The sequence below is a fragment of the Pseudomonas sp. MS01C9 genome (genome assembly GCF_058202755.1).
Window position 1 is genome coordinate 4,007,732 of sequence record NZ_CM177073.1, and the last position, 15,903, is coordinate 4,023,634.

A 15,903-nucleotide genomic window follows, 5' to 3' on the forward strand; every position below is an offset into this window, starting at 1 on the left:
TCCTGGCGATTGCCGCATGGATGGAGCGACACTCTGTCGGCAGTCGTCTGCACTGTTTTTGAAAGGTTTGATTCATGCGCGTTCTGATTGCCGAACACGACCACGCGGTGTATGCCCAATTGCTGCGCCAGGCTGCACCCGATCTCGAAGTCCTGACCAGCGGCGACTCCGCCGAACTGTCGCGCCTGGCCAGCGACTGTCCGGTCTGGCTTGGCCAGCCCGATCTGCTGGCGACGCTGTTGCGTCAGGGCCATCGACCCCGCTGGCTGCAATCGACCTGGGCAGGCATTACGCCGTTGTTGGCCGAGGGCCTGACGCGGGACTATCGTCTGACCCGCGCCGTGGGCATTTTCGGCCAGCTGATGGCCGAATACGTGCTCACCTACATGCTTGGCCATGAACGCGAAGTGCTGGCGCGGTTGGTCAGCCAGGTGGAGCGCAAGTGGGACAACCGCCAGGGGCAAGGCCTGGCGGGGCGCAAGGCGTTGATTGTAGGGACCGGCGATATCGGCCAGTGTGTGGCGAAGTTCCTCGTGCCCTTTGGCGTGCAGCTCTATGGCATCGCCAGCGAGGCACGGGAGCTGGCGCCTTTCCTCGAGGTTGGGACGATGAAGGACCTGCCGCGCCTGGTCGGTGAGGTGGACTACGTCATCAACCTGCTGCCCAACACGCCCCAGACCCACGACGTGTATGACGCGGCGCTGTTCAGGCAATTCAAGCCTACCGGGCTGTTCATCAATGCCGGTCGCGGCGTGGCCGTGGTGGACGCGGACCTGGTGCAGGCCTTGAAGGACGGGCACCTGGCCGGCGCGGTGATCGACGTCTGCCGCCAGGAGCCGCTGCCGCAGCGTCACCCGTTCTGGACGGCATGGGGCCTGTTGCTGACCGGTCACAGCTCGGCACCGACATCGCCTCCGATGCTGGTGCAATTGTTCCTGGAAAACCTGCGGGCCTATCAGGCGGGCGAAGCCCTGCGCGGGGAAGTGGACTTCGCCCGGGGTTATTGAGACGGCCGGACCGGTCGTGGGAGCGCATTCGCCCCCACGCTGGCGCAGGACTACAGGGTGAAATCGCCTTCGGCCACCAGCTCGCTCAACGGCCGGCGCGGGCTTGGGGTTTCCCGGGCCTGGAGGTATTCGGCCAGGGTGGACTTGTCCCCCAGCTTGCCGATCGCCACGGCCGCGTGCAGGGCGTAGCCCTGGGGAATCTTCAGTTCCTGGCGGGTCAGTTCGTGGTCGAAACCGGCCATGCCGTGGGTATGCCAGCCACTGAGGCTGGCTTGCAGCGCCAGGTGACCCCAGGCCGCTCCCGTATCGAAAGTGTGGCTCTGAGCCGGGGTTTCCTCGGTGGCACCGGGTACTGCGAAGGTGGTTTTCGAGACGACGATCACCAATGCCGAGGCGTGCTGGGCCCAACTGCGATTGAACTCGTTGAGCAGGCCCAGGAAGCGCTCCCAGTTCGGCGTGTCGCGGCGTGCGTAGAGGAAACGCCAGGGTTGCGAGTTGTAGGCCGACGGCGCCCAGCGCGCGGCTTCGAAAAAGCCCATCAGGGTTTCTTCGGCAATCGGCTCGCCGGTGAACGCGCGCGGAGACCAGCGTTCGATGAATTGCGGGTGGATGGCGTAATCGGCGATGCGGGGATTGGCGCTCATGAAGATGACCTGCTCGGGTTCGGGACGGGAATGACGCAACCTACTGCCCGTTGCCCGGCCTGACAAGCCCCGCCTACCGACAGTCGCCAATGCTTGGCCTGGCGAGGCCCCGGCACTAGACTGTCGGCCTTTTCACCACCTGATGTTGATGCCCGAGCCATGGCCGCCAAAGTCGAACCCTTCTGGATACGCAAGACCCTCGATCAGCTCGATGCCCAGGAATGGGAGTCGCTGTGTGACGGTTGCGGTCTTTGCTGCCTGCAAAAGCTCGAGGATGAAGAAGACAACAGCGTCTATTACACGCGCATCGCCTGCAAACTGCTGGACCTCAAGACCTGCCAGTGCACCAACTACCCCAACCGTCGCGATTTCGTGCCCGATTGCATCCAGCTCACGCCGGGCAAGGCCGACGAGTTCAAATGGTTGCCGCCGACCTGCGGTTACCGGTTGGTCAGCGAAGGCAAGGACCTGCCGCTGTGGCATCACCTGGTCTGCGGCGACCGCGACGCCGTGCACCATGAGCGCATTTCCCAGTCCGGGCGCATGCTGGCCGAAGGCAGCGTGGCCGAAGATGACTGGGAAGACCATCTGATATTCCGCGCCGGTTGAGCCACCGGACGTCGCGACACCAGGGGAAGTGCATGGCTGAAGGATTGAGACGCACGCTGGTCCTTGGGTGGCTGGCGTTGAGCGGACCGCTGTGGGCGGCGCAGAAAGTCGACCTGGACTATCACGTCCATCTGTTGCCACAAAGCGACCAGGCCGAGGTGCGCTTGACCCTGGCACGGGGTTCGGCAGTGCGTAGCCTGGATTTCGACCTGGGCGACGGTAGCCGCTACAGCGACTTCAAGGCAGACGGGAAGTGGCAGCTCACCTCCGGCCAGGAGGCCCGAGGCGTCTGGCAACCGGGCCCCGACAAGGCGAGCCTGAGCTATCGCGTGCGCATCAGCCATGAGCGCAAGAGCGGCGCTTTCGAAACCCGCATGACCCCGGGCTGGGCGTTGTTGCGCGGCGACGACCTGGTGCCGGCGGCCCGGCTCGACCAGCAGGACGGTGTGGAACTGGTAGCCCGCCTGGAAGTGGCATTGCCCGATGGCTGGAAAAGCGTCGAAACGCCTTGGCCGCGCATTGGTAAGCAACGCTTTCGCATCGATAACCCGTCACGCCTGTTCGACCGTCCCACGGGCTGGATACTTGCCGGCAAGCTCGGCAGTCGCCGCGCGCGCCTGGGCGAAACCGAAGTGACAGTCGCATCGCCCCAGGGCCAGGGCATGCGCCGGATGGACGTCCTGACCCTGCTGACGTTCGTCTGGCCGCAGGTGCAGGCGCTGATCCCGCGGCACCCGCCGAAGCTGTTGATCGTTGGCGCGGCCGATCCTTTCTGGCGGGGAGCCCAGGCCGGTCATGAGTCGATCTATCTGCACAGCCGGCCGCCGCTGGTCAGCGAACGGGGCAACAGCCCGTTGCTGCGCGAGTTGGTGCAGGCGCTCGTGCGCATCAACGACAGCGAGCGCAGCGACTGGATCAGCGAAGGCCTGGCCGAGTATTACGGCGTGGAATTGCTGCGCCGCGCCGGCGGCATGAGTGATGACCGCTATCAGGCCCTGAATGAACGCCTAGCCCGGGACAGCAAGGGCGTGACGACGTTGCGCGGCGAGCAGGTCAACCCGGCGACGGTGGCCAGGGCGGTGTTGTTGCTGCAGGAGCTGGATCGGGAGATTCGCTTGAAGACCCGTAACAAACGCTCCCTGGACGATGTCCTGCAAGCGGCGATGCGCCTGGAAACGATCGATACCGAGGAATTTGTCCTGCTCAGCGAAAATATCCTGGGGGCGGGCTCTACGGTGCTGGATACACGCTTGCTCCAGTGACACTGCCATCGCGAGCAGGCTCGTCCCCACGTTGGTTCTTCAGGGGCACATCATCTGTGTCCGATCCGATCAATGTGTGAGCGAGCCTGTTGGCGCCAAGGCCATCAGCGCAGTTGCATCTGCCCGATCAAAGCCCCGCCTTGGGCGAACTCAACGAATCATTCCCCGTCACCGTGGCCGTGTGGGTCGCCGCTTCGGCGTTGGCCTTCATGCGGGTCAGTTCATCGCCGGCCTGCTCGATCCGCGCGCGTGCGTTGCGCAGGTTCTGACGATTCTTTTCCAGCAGCGTCTTGGCCGAGCAATGCCCGGTGATGCCCCGGGCCAGCGCCATGCCGCCGATGGCCAACTGAGCCAGACCGATGATGCCGCCACGACGCAGGCCCTTGCCCATCATCAGCACACCGCCGGCCAGGGAGCCCGCGCGCTCCCAGCCATGTACGTTTTGCACGGGACGGGACTGAAAAGGGGTGGACTCAATCGGCTCGAACGGATTGTTATCGCTCATGATCTGTCTCCGGTATGGGAATTTGTATAAAACTGACTGTCGGAGCAGATCCGTCGTTCAATGGAATTTCGCACCGGTCAGCGGAATTGCGGCCCCGAGCGTGTGTTGTTGCCCTTGGCCATGCGGTCGTAGAGCACGACGTTGACGGTGGCGGCCAGGTTCATGCAGCCGTTGGTGGGGATGTACACCACATCCTCGCACCAGTCGCGGATGTCCTTGTCCAGCGAGCCGTCTTCGGGGCCGAAGATGTACAGGGCCCGGTCCGGGTGCGTGTATTCGGGCAGGGGGCGGGCGCCTTCCACCAGCTCAACGGCCACCGGTACGCAGCCCAGGGGCAGGATTTTTTTCAGGTCGTCGATGCCGATCAAGGGAATGTCGTAATGCACTTTCTTGGTGTCGGTGACGAAGTCGGCGGCGCGTTCATAGCGCTTGCCGGTGTAGAACACCGACGCCACGCCGTAGCAGCCGGCGGCACGCATGACCGAACCGACGTTTTCCGGCGACTTGGGGTTGAACAGACCGATGCAGCTGTAGCGTTTGTTGGCCACGGGCAGGATGCCTTTGGTAAAAGGCGCGATTATACGGGGAATGCGGAAGTGGGGTGAGTTCGCGATGGGGCAAGCTCTTGCATCGCTATCGCGAGCAGGTTCGTTTCCACATTGGCGCTGCTATGGCCCGCTCACCTGTGAGAGCGGGCCTGCCCCCTGAAAAACGCTCGACGGACCTTGGAACACTGGGGTGAGATCTCTCGGGTGGCAGCGTTCACTCGTCCTTTTTCATCAACCCGGCCAGCGCGGCGAAAGGGTTGTGGGTCGCCTTCGCGATCTTCGGCGTGCTCAGGGAACCGTCGCCGAAATACTGCTGGTCGGTGTAGCGCGAATGCTCGTTGTCGTGGCAATACAGGCACAGCAGCTCCCAGTTGGAGCCGTCCTGCGGGTTGTTGTCGTGGTTGTGGTCGCGGTGATGAACGGTCAGTTCGCTCAAGCGCTTGCCAGAGAATTCACGCGCGCAGCGGCCGCAGACATGGGGATACATTTTCAGGGCTTTGTCGCGATAACCCATTTCCCGGTCGCGCTGGGCGTCGGCGAGGATGCGGTCCAGCTTGGCGGTATTGGACGGCGGTGTGGACGAACTCATGGGTTCACCTTTTGGAGAAGACTGATGACGGTTGAACAGAGTTTAGCTCAGCACTGCCGGCCTTCGCGATGCCGGTTGATGCACCGGCAAGGCAAACCCCCGAGCAGCAGCTAGCCTTACATGGACAATAGCCACGGAGCCATTGATGAAGCGCACCCTGCTAACGGCGGTCGTCCTGGCGATACTTTCGATCGGTTGGGCACACGGCCAGCAGCCGACGATCCCGGTGAGTCCGCCGAGCATCCCCGGTTCGCCCGGTACCGCTACACCCATGCCATACCCGCCTGTGGTTCCTCGCAGCGCGCCCCAGGCGGGGCCCGGCAGCGGTGGGCCGCCGTTGCTGCCGCCCATCGAGATGCCCAGGCCGCCCAAGGACCAGCCTCTACCGGGGATGGAGCCGAAACCGCCAAAGGCTAAGTCGCCGGGGGGTTAGCCCTGAGTCGCCTGGCTTGCGCAATGGCAATAACCCTGTTCGCGATGGCATCGGATCAGCCAGGCCCATATTGGTCCTGCCAGCGATTTTCAAGGGCCTGATAAAGGGTGCTAGACCTGCTGCGACAACAGTTGTCCATCGGCCATGCGCAGGCGCTTGGACAGGGAGACGGCGAGGGCGCGGATGATCTTGGCGGCGACCTTCGGGGCGTCGTTGAGCATTTTTTCCAGGGAGTCCTTGCCCAGGTTCAGCAGCTGGCAATCACTGGCCGCGATGCAACTGGCCGAACGCCGTTCACCGTCCAGCACGGCCATTTCGCCGAATGCCCGGCCGCTGCGCAGGGTGGCGATAGTCACGGGCTGACCGTCAGGGCCGGCTTTTTGCACGGCCACCTGGCCGGTGTGGATGATGCACATGAAACTGCCGGCATCGCCTTCGCGGAAAATGGCTTCGCCCTGGGCAATGGCGCTGATGCTGAAATAGCCTGAGGCTGCGGCGAAATCCACGGGCAACAGTTGGTCGAACAGGCCGCAGTCCATCAGCCAGTCGCGGATTTCATTGTTCAGTAAGGTCGGTTCTGGCATGTCTTCACGGTCTTTTTCTTGTGTCTGTTGCGGTTTCGGATTGAAGAAGACCCCGTGTGGGAACGAGTTGCTCGCGATGGCGCCGAATCAGTCGGCGTCGATATTGACTGACACATCGCTATCGCGGGCAAACCCTATATCGCCTTGGGGGGAGTGGTACAGGGAGCCAGGCTCTGTACGAAAAGCCTTGATACTCGTTCATGCTGCGTTGAATAACTGCCTCGCCTGACCTGTGTTTCGAGACTTTTCGTACAGAGCCTAAGACCCGACCACGCCACAGAGTTCCTCAGACCAGCCCCAAAACCTTCAACACAAACGCATATTCGAGCGCTACGTCACGCAATCCCTGATAGCGACCGCTCATGCCACCGTGGCCAGCGCCCAGTTCAGTCTTGAGCAGCAACGGATTGTCGTCGGTCTTGGTGGCACGCAATTTCGCCACCCACTTGGCCGCTTCCCAATACTGCACGCGGCTGTCGTTGTACCCGGCGATCACCAGCAGCGCCGGATAGGCCTGGGCGCTGACGTTCTCGTACGGGGCGTAGGCCTTGATCCGATCATAGACCGCCGGCTCCTCGGGATTGCCCCATTCGTCGTATTCGGTGACGGTCAATGGCAGGTCCGGGTCGAGCATCGTGTTGAGCACATCGACGAACGGCACTTCGGCAATGGCGACCTTGAACAGCTCCGGACGCTGGTTGAGCACCGCGCCGATCAGCAGGCCTCCGGCGCTGCCGCCGCTGATTGCCAGCTGCTCGGCCGTGGTGAAACCCTGGGCGATGAGGTGCTCGGCACAGGCGATGAAGTCGCTGAACGTGTTGTGCTTGTGCTCCTGTTTGCCCGCGCGATACCAGGCTTCTCCCAGTTCGCCGCCGCCGCGTACATGGGCGATGGCAAACGCCACACCGCGATCGAGCAGGCTCAGCCGGGCATGGGAAAACCACGGATCGAGACTCTCGCCGTAGGCGCCATAGCCATAGAGGTACAAAGGCACCGGCCGGCCAAGGGCTTCGCGCTTGATCACCAGGCTGATGGGTACTTGCGTGCCGTCCGGCGCGCTCGCCCAAAGCCGCTGGCTGACATAGGCGTCCGCATCGAACGGGCCCAGCACCGGGGTTTGCTTGAGCACCACCTGTTCGCCGCTGGCCAACTGCAACTGACGGACCTGCGCCGGACGGTTCAGGGCCTCATAGCGCAGGCGGATACGCTCGCTGACGAATTCCAGGCTGTTTTGCACATGCAGGCTGTAGGCTGCGTCCGGTAATTGCACCCGATATGCCGGCAAACCCTGTGGGTGAACTTCTATGATGGGCAGCCCGCCCTCGCGCAAGCTCAAGGTCATGGCGCCGGCGTTCAGGCTCAGGCCGTCGATCATCACCGTGTCGCTGTGGGGGATCAGGTTCTGCCAATCGGCCTCGACCGGCGCCACGCCGGTGTCGGGTGCCTGGTACAGGGCAAAGTTGATGCCGTCGCGGTTGCTGCGGATAAACCACGTCCATTGACCTTCGAGCAGGCCGTGGTCCACGTCATATTCGTGGTCTTCCACCCGGGGCGCCAGGCATGTGAAGGGCTGTTGGGGCTGCGCCGCGTCCAGCACCCACACTTCGCTGGTGGTCTTGCTGCCCAGGGACAGGATCAGTTGCCGCTCGGAACTTGAACGGTAGCAATGCAGGAAGAAACGCCCGTCCGGCTCATGGAACACTTCCTCGGCGGCGGTACCGTCCAACCGATAACGCCAGAGCTTGTGAGGCCGATGGGTATCGTCCAGCTCGCCGAAAAACAGCGTGAGGCTGTCGTTGGCCCAGGTCATGCTGCCGTCGCAGTTTTCGAAGGACAGTTCACTGACCTTGCCGTTGGACAACTCCTTCACGAACAGGGTGTAGATCTCATCGCCCGAGGTGTCCTGGCTGTAGGCCAGGCGCTGATGATCGGGGCTGATACTGAACGCACCCAGGGAAAAGAACCCGCCGCCGGCCAGTTCGTTCGGGTCCAGCAGCAGTTGCTCGCGGCTCTCGTCCACGGTCAGGCTGTCGTCGGCCGGACGCGGGCAGCGGTAATGGCGCGGGTACTCATCGCCGGCGGTGGTGCGGGTGTAGTACAGGTATGGCCCCCAAGGGGAGGGCAGGGACAGGTCGGTCTCGAGGATCCGCCCCTTGATCTCCTGGAACAGGGTTTCGCGCAGTTCGGCCTGGTCGGCCAGTTGCGCCTCCTGGTAGCTGTTTTCGGCCTTGAGATAGTCGAGCACCGCCTCGGTGTCGCGCTCCTGCAGCCAGGCATACGGGTCGACGCCGATGTCCCTGCGGGCAATCGGGGCGTTGGAAAAGTGGGCAGATAGGGGCATGAAAGACTCTCGAACGTTGTACGAAAAAGGACAGGTGACCTGTGCGATTAGTTCTGTTGGCCGGTCGGACTGTCCACACAGCTCACCGGGCAGACGCCGGGGCAGCCTCAAGCGCGAAAAGCCGTTACTATAAGCGCCTATTTGCCTGCCTTGCCATGGACACCATGACCGAGAACGACTATCTGATCGCCTGGGGCCTATACGCCTTCGCCGCGCTGGGCTGCCTGCTGGTATGGATGCGCATGACGCGTTTCATGTGGCGCTGGTTGCGCGAGCCGTTGCGGCTGCTGATGGCCGTGTTGCTGTTCAGCCCCACCATCGTCGACCCGGTAAAGGAAAAGGTCGCCCCGGCCCTGGCCATCGTGGCCCTGGACGTGCTGTTCAAGGTCGGCAACAACGCCTGGCGGGCGGTGTCCGATCTGTTCATGTACGGCATGATTGCCTTCGGCCTCTACCTGATCGTGGTACTGATCCGTTTCCCCATCGAGCGTGCCGCCAACGCTCGCAAGGAGCGGGCCGCTGCTGCGAAAGCCGCTGCCGCCGCCGATGACGTGGAGGATGCACCCCCGTTCGGCGTGGCCGGGGATGACCGTTACGGTCGCCCGCCGGTGCCGGGAAACCCTCAGCGTTCGCGTATCGAACCGCGTCTGTAGCCAGGCCTGCCCCCTTCAAGCGAGAGTCCGAGCATGTGTGAGTTATTGGGCATGAGCGCCAATGTGCCGACCGACATCGTGTTCAGCTTCACGGGGCTGATGCAGCGCGGCGGCAAGACCGGCCCGCATCGGGATGGCTGGGGCATCGCCTTTTATGAGGGGCGTGGCCTGCGTCTGTTCCAGGACCCGGCCGCCAGCAGCGAATCGGAAGTGGCGAACCTGGTGCAACGTTATCCCATCAAGAGCGAAGTGGTGATCGGGCATATCCGCCAGGCCAATGTGGGCAAGGTCTGCCTGTCCAACACGCACCCGTTCGTGCGTGAGTTGTGGGGGCGCAACTGGTGTTTCGCCCACAATGGCCAGCTCGCCGATTTCCAGCCCCAGGCCAGTTTCTATCGGCCGGTGGGCGATACCGACAGCGAAGCGGCGTTCTGCGATCTGCTCAACCGCGTGCGCCAGGCCTTTCCGGAGCCGGTCGAGGTGGAGTCGTTGCTGCCGTCCTTGATCCAGGCCTGCAGCGAATACCGCAGCAAGGGTGTGTTCAACTGCCTGCTCAGCGATGGCGACTGGCTGTTCTGCTATTGCTCGACCAAACTGGCCCAGATCACCCGTCGTGCACCGTTTGGCCCGGCGCGCCTCAAGGATGTGGACGTGATCGTGGATTTCCAGGCCGAAACCACGCCCAACGACGTGGTCACGGTGATCGCCACCGAACCCCTGACCGAAAACGAAACCTGGACCCGCTACGAACCGGGCCAATGGAGCCTGTGGCGGCGCGGCGAATGCGTCAGCCATGGCGATACCGAATAAGGACGTCACGTTATGTTGCTCAGTTATCTACGGCTTGTGTTGTTTGCGGTGGGCCTGCTGGTGGGGGTGCAGGTGCCGGGGTTCGTCAACGATTACGCCAAGCGGGTCGAGGCGCACCTGATCGAAGCCCAGACGGGCCTGCGCGGCTTCCAGGACACCGCCAACCAGTTTTTCAAAGGCGACATGCAGGCATTGGTGGCCCATTATCGCGCCAGCGAAGACCCGATCTTTCGCAGCGATGCCGACAGTCTGAACACCCTGTTGGTGCGCCAGCAGGCATTGGACAAACAGTTCCAGGCGATGCAGGGGCCGTGGTACATCCGAGTGCTGCAGGTGGCGCTGGCCGCCGATCCGGACATTCGCAAGGAAACCTGGAACGGCTACAGCTACCAGATCCTGCTGACCCCCGAAGCCATGCTCTGGGGCATCGGCGGGGCCATGCTGCTGTCTTTCGGCCTCGAATGCCTGTTCCGTCTGATCGACTGGGTGGTGCTGGGCGGCAAGCGCCTGCGCCAGAGCCGGCCGATCGAAGAGCGGGACCTGCGCGGGCTCTGACATCGCGTTCGTAGTACTCCTGTGGCGAGGGGATTTATCCCCGCTGGGCAGCGAAGCGGCCCCCCCCCCCGATGCAGCAATGGAAATGATCCTGCCTGACACACAGTGGTGGCCTTACAGGGGGCGCTTGGCGCCCCAGCGGGGATAAATCCCCTCGCCACAAGGGTGCCCGGGCAGACTTGCCAGCCAGGCCCACATCCTGACCAATCAAATTTTTCTTATGACCCGGCCAAGGTTTTATTCGTTGGACGCGATGGCGTGCGCGCTCAAGAATCGAGGGCAACCGGTCTCTGCGTGCATCGTCGAGGCTTAGAACAATAAAACCGTGGAGAACCACCATGAGTGCACCCGACACCCTCGGCGTCCCCCAGCCCCAGGCCCGGTCCGGCCCGTTCGACTGGTATCGCAACATCAACCAGCAGGAGCGCCGCACGTTCTGGAGCTGCAAGATCGGCTACGCCCTGGATGGCATGGACACTCAGATGCTCAGTTTCGTGGTGCCGACCCTGATCGCGATGTGGGGCATCACCACCGGCCAGGCCGGGCTGATCCACACCAGTACCCTGATCGCTTCAGCGATCGGCGGCTGGGTGGCGGGGATTCTCTCGGACCGTATCGGCCGGGTGCGTACCCTGCAACTGACGGTGCTGTGGTTCGCGTTCTTTACCTTCCTGTGTGGCTTCGCCCAGAACTATGAGCAACTATTGATCGCCCGCACGCTGATGGGCTTCGGCTTCGGTGGCGAATGGACCGCCGGCGCAGTATTGATGGGCGAGGTGATCCGCGCCAAGGACCGCGGCAAGGCCGTCGGCATGGTGCAGTCGGGCTGGGCCCTGGGCTGGGGCATGACGGCGATCCTGTATGCTCTGCTGTTCTCGGTGCTGCCACCGGAAGATGCCTGGCGGGCACTGTTCATCCTCGGCATCGTCCCGGCGGTGTTCGTGATTTTCGTCCGTCGGCTGGTCAAGGACCCGGAAGTCTATAACCAGACCAAGGCCCGGCTGACGCCGCAGAACCCGGCGAAGTTCTACGAGATCTTCGCTCCCGGCATCCTGTTCACCACGATCCGCGCCTCCCTGCTGACCACCGGTGCCTTGGGTGGCTACTACGCCATCACTTCCTGGCTGCCGACATTCCTCAAGAATGAGCGTGGCTTGAGCGTGCTCAGCACCGGCGGATACCTGGCGATGGTGATCGTCGGTTCCTACATCGGCTATGTCATCAGTGCCTACCTGTCGGACATCCTGGGGCGCAAGAAGAACTTCGTGCTCTACGCCATCGGCTCGTTCACCATCGTGTTGCTGTACACCCAGGTGCCAGTGAGCAACGACGTGATGCTCTGGCTGGGCTTTCCCCTGGGGTTCTTCGCTTCCGGCATGTTCAGTGGCATGGGCTCGTTCCTGACCGAGCTGTTTCCCACGCGAATCCGGGGTTCGGGCCAGGGCTTCTGCTACAACATCGGGCGTGCGGTAGCGGCCTTGTTCCCCCTGTTGATCGGCCTGCTCAGCCAGAAAGTACCGCTGAGCGTGGGCATCGGTGCGTTCGCGGCGGTGTCCTACGGCGTGGTGATCCTGGCGGCCCTGAGCCTGCCGGAAACCCAAGGCAAGCAGCTGGAAGCCGAGTAACTGTTAATCTGTGGGGCACAGGCCCCAGTGCTCAAAATCTACAGGAGCGTTCACGTGAACCGCCTGCTATTGAACTGCGACATCGGCGAGAGCTTCGGCAGCTGGACCATGGGTCTGGACGCGGAGGTGATGCCCTTCATCGACTGCGCCAACATCGCCTGCGGGTTCCACGCCGGTGACCCGAGCATCATGCGCAAGACCGTCGGCCTGGCCCTGAGCCACGGCGTCAGGATCGGTGCGCATCCGGCCTATCAGGACCTGGTGGGCTTCGGCCGGCGTTCCATGGCCTACACCGCCCAGGAATTGCAGGATCTGCTGCATTATCAGGTCGGCGCCCTCGATGGTATCTGCCGGGCCCAGGGCGGGCGGGTCAGCTACGTCAAGCCCCACGGGGCGATGTACAACGACATGATGGCCAACCCGGCGCAACTGCGCGCCGTGATCCAGGCCGTGGCCGCTTATGACCGGGAACTGCCGTTGATGCTGATGGCCACCCGGGACAACAGCGCCGCGCAGGCCCTGGGGGATGAATATGGCGTGACCCTGTGGTTCGAGGCCTTCGCCGACCGCGCCTATGACAGCGCCGGTCGCCTGGTCTCGCGACAACTGCCTGGGGCTGTGCACCACGATGCCCAGGTCATCATCGCCCAGGCCCTGACCATCGCCCGTGGCGATGCGCTGACCGCCAGCGACGGCAGCGCCTTGCACCTGCGGGCCAACACCTTGTGCGTGCACGGTGATAACGCCAGTTCGGTGGCGGCCGTGCAACGCATCCGCGAGGCTCTGGACCGGCAGAGCACGCCATGAAGCCACGCGTGGAAGTGGTGGCGGTGGACTGCCTGATGGTGCGCCTGTTCGATGCCATCGCCGAAGACAACATGCCCTGGATGCTCGCCGCCAGCGAGCGTCTGCGCGAAGGGTTCGGCGGGCACCTGATCGATCTGGTGCCGTGCTACACCACCTTGATGGTGCATTACGACCTGCTGGCCCTCAGCCCGGCCCAGGCACGGGAACTGATCGTCCAGGCGCTGGACAACCTGTCGCCGGACGCCCGCTCCGTCGGCCAGCGCCATGTATTGCCGGTCTGGTACGACCCCAGTGTCGGTCCGGAGCTGGGACTGCTGGCCCGTCGCGGCGGGTTGAGCGTGGAGCAGGTGATCCGTCGTCACAGCGAACGCGAATACCAGGTCTTCGCCCTCGGATTCGCCCCGGGATTCGCCTTCATGGGCCTGGTGGACGAGGTATTGGCCGCGCCGCGCCTGGATACGCCCCGCAAACGGGTGGCGGCGGGTAGCGTGGGGATCGCCGAGCGGCAGACCGCGGCCTACCCGGTGGTGTCGCCGGGAGGGTGGAACCTGATCGGCCGCACGCCGGCCAGGTTGTTCGACCGCGAACGTGACGGCTACAGCCTGATGCGGCCCGGTGACACGGTGCGTTTCGAGGCCGTGGGCCATGCCGAATTCATCGCCCTGGGTGGCGACGACACACCGTTGGAGGCGCAGGCATGAGTCGCCTATCGATCGAGGCCAGCACTGCGCTGTGCCTGTTGCAGGACGCCGGCCGTTTCGGTGTCCGCCATCTGGGTGTGACCCAGGGCGGGGCGGCGGACTGGTTGTCGATGACCTGGGCCAACTGGATGCTGGGCAATGCGCTGGACGCAGCGGTGGTGGAGATCACCCTGGGTGGTTTCACCGTGGTGGCCGAAGGTGATTGCGTGCTGGCGATCGCCGGGGCGGACCTGGGGGCGCGGATCGACGGTCAGGCCGTGGCGTCATGGCGCTATTTCGGCCTGCGCAGGGGCCAGACGCTGAGCTTCACTCAGCCGGTGCTCGGTGCCCGCGCCTACCTGGCGGCCCCCGGCGGATTCGATGCGCCGGCGGTGCTGGGTAGCCGAGCGACGGTAGTGCGCGAAGAGCTTGGCGGCCTGGATGGACGCGGGCGGGCGCTGGAGCGCGGGGCTCGGTTGGCTTACTCCGGCGTGGCGGCGCCGCGGCCCATGCCGCACTCGCTGATCCCGGACTTCCAGCAAGCGCAGCCGCTGGACTTGATCCTGGGGGCGCAGAATGGCGCATTCAGTGGGCGAAGCCTGTTCGACGCGTTCAATACCCCGTGGACGCTGGACAGTCGCGCCGACCGCATGGGCATCCGGTTGCTGGGCGCGGCGCTGGAATATCAGGGGCCCTCGATGATCTCCGAAGGCATCCCCCTGGGCGCCGTGCAGGTGCCACCGGACGGCCAGCCGATTGTGCTGCTCAACGATCGGCAGACCATCGGCGGCTACCCGCGCCTGGGTGCCTTGACGCCATTGGCCCTGGCTCGCCTGGCGCAGTGCCTGCCCGGTACGCAGGTACGGCTGCGGCCGATGGTGCAGGAGGTCGCGCATCGCCAGCAGGTGGAGTGTTTGCAGGTGTTTGCCAAGCGCTAAAAGCTTCGCGAGCAGGCTCGCTCCCACAGGGGATCTTTTGTGTGATGAAGATCCCGTGTGGGAGCGAGCTTGCTCGCGATGAGGCCCTGAAAGGCACCAAAGCGTCTACTTGGACAGAAACCGCATCCCTTCTTCCAACCCCCGCAAGGTCAGCGGATACATCCGATCCTCCACCAGTTCCCGCACGATATTGGTCGAGGCGGTATAACCCCAGGTGTCCTTGGGATAAGGGTTGATCCAGATGAGCTTCTTGTAGGTTTCCATGAAGCGCTGCATCCACACGTAGCCGGCTTCTTCGTTCCAGTGTTCGACGCTGCCACCAGCCTGGGTGATTTCATAGGGCGCCATGGCGGCGTCGCCGATGAAGATCACCTTGTAGTCGGGACCGTACTTGTGCAGCAGGTCCAGGGTCGACGTGCGTTCCGAGGTGCGGCGCAGGTTGTTTTTCCACACCGATTCGTACACGAAGTTGTGGAAGTAGAAATACTCCAGGTGCTTGAACTCGGTCTTGCAGGCCGAGAACAGTTCCTCGCAGATCTTCACATGGGCATCCATGGAACCGCCGATGTCGAACAGCAGCAACAGCTTGACGGTGTTGCGCCGTTCCGGACGCATCTGGATATTCAGCAGACCGGCATCCCGGGCGGTGTGGTCGATGGTGCCATCGATGTCCAGCTCTTCGGCCGCGCCCTGGCGGGCGAACTTGCGCAGCCGGCGCAGGGCGATCTTGATATTGCGGGTGCCCAGCTCGACCTGGTCGTCGAGGTTCTTGTATTCGCGCTGGTCCCAGACCTTCACGGCCTTGCCCTGGCGCTTGCCCGCGTCGCCGACGCGGATACCTTCGGGGTTGAAGCCGCCGGAGCCGAATGGGCTGGTGCCGCCGGTGCCGATCCACTTGTTGCCGCCGGCATGGCGTTCCTTCTGTTCTTCCAGGCGTTTCTTGAATTCTTCGATCAGCTTGTCCAGGCCACCCAGGGACTGGATCTGCGCGCGCTCTTCGTCGGTCAGCGAACGCTCGAACTCCTTGCGCAACCAATCTTCGGGAATCAGGGCCTGGAGATGGTCGTCGAGTTTTTCCAGGCCATTGAAGTACGCGGCGAACGCCCGGTCGAATTTGTCGAAGTGCCGTTCATCCTTCACCAGGATCGCCCGGGACAGGTAATAGAACTCGTCCATGTCGGCGAAGATCACCCGCTGCTTCAGCGCGTTGATCAAGTCCAGCAGTTCACGCACGGACACGGGCACCTTGGCGGCGCGCATCTCATTGAACAGGTTCAGCAGCATGGCAATCGCCCTCGCTCTTGTTAACCGAA

The 15,903-nt window shown here is 63.4% G+C and carries 18 protein-coding genes; 11 read left to right on the top strand and 7 right to left on the bottom strand.

Annotated elements, in window-relative coordinates; translation table 11 throughout:
- Nucleotides 1–74: 74 nt before the first annotated feature.
- Entirely contained in the window at nucleotides 75–1,007 is a 933-nt protein-coding gene (locus AC1M7R_RS18355; RefSeq protein WP_072398709.1) for a D-2-hydroxyacid dehydrogenase, read from the top strand.
- Between the two features lie 50 nt (nucleotides 1,008–1,057).
- Here AC1M7R_RS18355 and AC1M7R_RS18360 read toward each other — a convergent pair whose 3' ends face one another.
- Nucleotides 1,058–1,651 carry a nitroreductase family protein gene (locus tag AC1M7R_RS18360; protein WP_072398710.1) on the bottom strand — a complete coding sequence of 198 codons (594 nt, stop codon included), beginning with the start codon at nucleotides 1,649–1,651 and terminating at the stop codon, nucleotides 1,058–1,060.
- 159 nt (nucleotides 1,652–1,810) lie between these two features.
- Here AC1M7R_RS18360 and AC1M7R_RS18365 point away from each other — a divergent pair, with 159 nt between their 5' ends.
- Entirely contained in the window at nucleotides 1,811–2,260 is a 450-nt protein-coding gene (locus tag AC1M7R_RS18365; RefSeq protein WP_072398711.1) for a YcgN family cysteine cluster protein, read from the top strand.
- 32 nt (nucleotides 2,261–2,292) lie between these two features.
- A complete protein-coding gene (locus tag AC1M7R_RS18370; RefSeq protein ID WP_490609797.1) occupies nucleotides 2,293–3,522 on the top strand; it encodes a hypothetical protein in 1,230 nt (409 codons plus the stop codon).
- Between the two features lie 127 nt (nucleotides 3,523–3,649).
- Here the strand turns inward: AC1M7R_RS18370 and AC1M7R_RS18375 are convergent, their stop codons facing one another.
- The 3 genes from AC1M7R_RS18375 to AC1M7R_RS18385 form a co-directional block, all read right to left on the bottom strand.
- Nucleotides 3,650–4,027: a YgaP family membrane protein gene (locus tag AC1M7R_RS18375; protein ID WP_072398713.1), complete on the bottom strand. Its 378-nt coding sequence runs from the start codon at nucleotides 4,025–4,027 to the stop codon at nucleotides 3,650–3,652.
- Nucleotides 4,028–4,104: 77 nt separating this feature from the next.
- Nucleotides 4,105–4,575, bottom strand: coding sequence for an RNA methyltransferase (locus tag AC1M7R_RS18380; protein ID WP_072398714.1), 471 nt, complete (start codon nucleotides 4,573–4,575; stop codon nucleotides 4,105–4,107).
- A 214-nt stretch (nucleotides 4,576–4,789) separates the two neighbouring features.
- A complete protein-coding gene (locus tag AC1M7R_RS18385) occupies nucleotides 4,790–5,164 on the bottom strand; it encodes a YajD family HNH nuclease (RefSeq protein WP_003184246.1) in 375 nt (124 codons plus the stop codon).
- Nucleotides 5,165–5,309: 145 nt separating this feature from the next.
- Here AC1M7R_RS18385 and AC1M7R_RS18390 point away from each other — a divergent pair, with 145 nt between their 5' ends.
- A complete protein-coding gene (locus AC1M7R_RS18390) occupies nucleotides 5,310–5,597 on the top strand; it encodes a hypothetical protein (RefSeq protein ID WP_072398715.1) in 288 nt (95 codons plus the stop codon).
- A 110-nt stretch (nucleotides 5,598–5,707) separates the two neighbouring features.
- Here the strand turns inward: AC1M7R_RS18390 and AC1M7R_RS18395 are convergent, their stop codons facing one another.
- Nucleotides 5,708–6,181: a cyclic nucleotide-binding domain-containing protein gene (locus tag AC1M7R_RS18395; RefSeq protein ID WP_072398716.1), complete on the bottom strand. Its 474-nt coding sequence runs from the start codon at nucleotides 6,179–6,181 to the stop codon at nucleotides 5,708–5,710.
- A gap of 286 nt (nucleotides 6,182–6,467) precedes the next feature.
- Nucleotides 6,468–8,522, bottom strand: a complete 2,055-nt coding sequence (locus AC1M7R_RS18400; RefSeq protein WP_490609798.1) for a S9 family peptidase — start codon at nucleotides 8,520–8,522, stop codon at nucleotides 6,468–6,470.
- Nucleotides 8,523–8,677: 155 nt separating this feature from the next.
- Here AC1M7R_RS18400 and AC1M7R_RS18405 point away from each other — a divergent pair, with 155 nt between their 5' ends.
- The 7 genes from AC1M7R_RS18405 (at nucleotide 8,678) to AC1M7R_RS18435 (ending at nucleotide 14,590) form a co-directional block, all read left to right on the top strand.
- The gene (locus AC1M7R_RS18405) at nucleotides 8,678–9,175 is read left to right on the top strand and encodes an MFS transporter (RefSeq protein WP_072398718.1); all 498 of its coding nucleotides are present in this window, start codon (nucleotides 8,678–8,680) and stop codon (nucleotides 9,173–9,175) included.
- Nucleotides 9,176–9,208: 33 nt separating this feature from the next.
- Nucleotides 9,209–9,985, top strand: a complete 777-nt coding sequence (locus AC1M7R_RS18410) for a class II glutamine amidotransferase (protein WP_072398719.1) — start codon at nucleotides 9,209–9,211, stop codon at nucleotides 9,983–9,985.
- Nucleotides 9,986–9,997: 12 nt separating this feature from the next.
- The gene (locus AC1M7R_RS18415) at nucleotides 9,998–10,540 is read left to right on the top strand and encodes a DUF2937 family protein (RefSeq protein WP_072398720.1); all 543 of its coding nucleotides are present in this window, start codon (nucleotides 9,998–10,000) and stop codon (nucleotides 10,538–10,540) included.
- Nucleotides 10,541–10,878: 338 nt separating this feature from the next.
- Complete coding sequence (locus AC1M7R_RS18420; protein ID WP_072398721.1) at nucleotides 10,879–12,165, top strand: MFS transporter; 1,287 nt, start codon at nucleotides 10,879–10,881, stop codon at nucleotides 12,163–12,165.
- 54 nt (nucleotides 12,166–12,219) lie between these two features.
- Nucleotides 12,220–12,972 (top strand): 5-oxoprolinase subunit PxpA, encoded by a 753-nt coding sequence (locus tag AC1M7R_RS18425; protein ID WP_072398722.1) that lies wholly within the window; start codon nucleotides 12,220–12,222, stop codon nucleotides 12,970–12,972.
- Nucleotides 12,969–13,673: a 5-oxoprolinase subunit PxpB gene (gene pxpB / locus AC1M7R_RS18430; protein ID WP_490609799.1), complete on the top strand. Its 705-nt coding sequence runs from the start codon at nucleotides 12,969–12,971 to the stop codon at nucleotides 13,671–13,673. The genes AC1M7R_RS18425 and pxpB overlap by 4 nt, the downstream gene beginning before the upstream one ends.
- Nucleotides 13,670–14,590, top strand: coding sequence for a 5-oxoprolinase subunit C family protein (locus AC1M7R_RS18435; protein WP_072431930.1), 921 nt, complete (start codon nucleotides 13,670–13,672; stop codon nucleotides 14,588–14,590). Before pxpB ends, AC1M7R_RS18435 begins: the two co-directional genes overlap by 4 nt.
- A 105-nt stretch (nucleotides 14,591–14,695) precedes the next feature.
- Here the strand turns inward: AC1M7R_RS18435 and AC1M7R_RS18440 are convergent, their stop codons facing one another.
- On the bottom strand, nucleotides 14,696–15,874 hold the full coding sequence (locus AC1M7R_RS18440) for a vWA domain-containing protein (protein ID WP_072398725.1): 1,179 nt from the start codon (nucleotides 15,872–15,874) through the stop codon (nucleotides 14,696–14,698).
- Nucleotides 15,875–15,903 lie beyond the last annotated feature (29 nt).

Coding starts and splice junctions, on each gene's coding strand:
- AC1M7R_RS18370 (WP_490609797.1), top strand. CDS start 2,293: ATGGCTGAAGGATTGAGACGCACGCTGGTCCTTGGGTGGCTGGCGTTG.
- AC1M7R_RS18385 (WP_003184246.1), bottom strand. CDS start 5,164: ATGAGTTCGTCCACACCGCCGTCCAATACCGCCAAGCTGGACCGCATC.
- AC1M7R_RS18365 (WP_072398711.1), top strand. CDS start 1,811: ATGGCCGCCAAAGTCGAACCCTTCTGGATACGCAAGACCCTCGATCAG.
- AC1M7R_RS18435 (WP_072431930.1), top strand. CDS start 13,670: ATGAGTCGCCTATCGATCGAGGCCAGCACTGCGCTGTGCCTGTTGCAG.
- AC1M7R_RS18400 (WP_490609798.1), bottom strand. CDS start 8,522: ATGCCCCTATCTGCCCACTTTTCCAACGCCCCGATTGCCCGCAGGGAC.
- AC1M7R_RS18410 (WP_072398719.1), top strand. CDS start 9,209: ATGTGTGAGTTATTGGGCATGAGCGCCAATGTGCCGACCGACATCGTG.
- AC1M7R_RS18390 (WP_072398715.1), top strand. CDS start 5,310: ATGAAGCGCACCCTGCTAACGGCGGTCGTCCTGGCGATACTTTCGATC.
- AC1M7R_RS18395 (WP_072398716.1), bottom strand. CDS start 6,181: ATGCCAGAACCGACCTTACTGAACAATGAAATCCGCGACTGGCTGATG.
- AC1M7R_RS18360 (WP_072398710.1), bottom strand. CDS start 1,651: ATGAGCGCCAATCCCCGCATCGCCGATTACGCCATCCACCCGCAATTC.
- AC1M7R_RS18420 (WP_072398721.1), top strand. CDS start 10,879: ATGAGTGCACCCGACACCCTCGGCGTCCCCCAGCCCCAGGCCCGGTCC.
- AC1M7R_RS18405 (WP_072398718.1), top strand. CDS start 8,678: ATGGACACCATGACCGAGAACGACTATCTGATCGCCTGGGGCCTATAC.
- pxpB (WP_490609799.1), top strand. CDS start 12,969: ATGAAGCCACGCGTGGAAGTGGTGGCGGTGGACTGCCTGATGGTGCGC.
- AC1M7R_RS18375 (WP_072398713.1), bottom strand. CDS start 4,027: ATGAGCGATAACAATCCGTTCGAGCCGATTGAGTCCACCCCTTTTCAG.
- AC1M7R_RS18355 (WP_072398709.1), top strand. CDS start 75: ATGCGCGTTCTGATTGCCGAACACGACCACGCGGTGTATGCCCAATTG.
- AC1M7R_RS18440 (WP_072398725.1), bottom strand. CDS start 15,874: ATGCTGCTGAACCTGTTCAATGAGATGCGCGCCGCCAAGGTGCCCGTG.
- AC1M7R_RS18415 (WP_072398720.1), top strand. CDS start 9,998: ATGTTGCTCAGTTATCTACGGCTTGTGTTGTTTGCGGTGGGCCTGCTG.